Here is a 1,146-nt window from a genome sequence, read left to right on the forward strand (position 1 = left end):
TATGCGTTGATTTTGGTGATTAAGGTGGTTTGCGGCGGCTTTTGTATTGCGTTGCTCACCCCTTAACAGGGCGTTATACGCTTATCAGGTACATCAACAGGGAGTAGACAGATGAATCAGCATGAAAAGCTTAATTATGTAGAGTTTGGAGCAAAGGACATAGAGTCAACAAAATCATTCTTCACTTCAGTTTTCGGCTGGGAGTTCGTCGACTATGGTCCTGAATATGCAGCTTTTTCAAATCAAGGTTTAGACGGAGGCTTCTTTAAAGCAGATAGCTGTAGTCAAACAAATACCGGCGGAGCCCTTTTGGTTTTCTACAGCGCTGACATAGAAGCGACTTTAAATAAAGTTGTTCAAAATGGTGGTGATGTTCTTCGCCCAATATTTGAGTTTCCAGGTGGTTGTCGTTTCCATTTCTTGGAGCCAAGTGGTAATGAGTTTGCAGTTTGGTCGGAAGCACGCGTATAACAAAGCGTTCAAGAGCGATTCCGCAACGCGTGCCAGTTTCGCTTCGCTCAAGTATGGCACGCATCACGTCACGCCTTAACGCGGCGTTAGTTTGCAAGAGGAAAAACGCAGCTATATCGCAAAATCTAGTGGTAAAAGCTCAAAGTTGAAACTGGTGTATCGGCGTTCAATTTCAGTGTTAACTAGCGTGGTGAAAATTCAAAATTGGCATCGTTTCAACGGTTGATTTGTTCTTTGGTGCGGCGACTTTTTGGGTTAACTGAGTTGAGCTTTTTTGCTGAAACTCTGCTCGTTGAGTTTGTTGGTACGAAAGCCGATTTACTCGCTGAGATGGCGTTTTCTCTAGTGTGGTAAGTTCATGTTGTTTCAGTGGCTTTGTTGAAAGTCAGCATTGTGAGGTTGGTTTTCCAAAAGCGCTTTTTGGTGTTGTGAGTCGTTTTTTTGCGGCGTTGTTTGTTCCACGTGGTTTCATTGACTAGCCGCTTTTAGACTACGCCTGACTTGAGTGCATCAAAGCACATAAAGTTTATTGTTTGCAAAGTTTAAAATGACTTAAAATCAACGCTTTGGGTTTGCAAACTAACAAACTGCTCAAGAGGGATTCGCAACGCGTGGCATTTTTACTATGCGTTGATTTTAGTGATTAAGGTGGTTTGCGGCGACTTCGGTATTGCG

The 1,146-nt window shown here is 43.1% G+C and carries 1 protein-coding gene; it reads left to right on the forward strand.

Annotated features, from left to right (window positions below):
- Positions 1-111: 111 nt before the first annotated feature.
- On the forward strand, positions 112-471 hold the full coding sequence (locus R7Q09_RS24310) for a VOC family protein (RefSeq protein ID WP_318071328.1): 360 nt from the start codon (positions 112-114) through the stop codon (positions 469-471).
- Positions 472-1,146 lie beyond the last annotated feature (675 nt).

The organism is Vibrio sp. 2130-1, assembly GCF_033339515.1.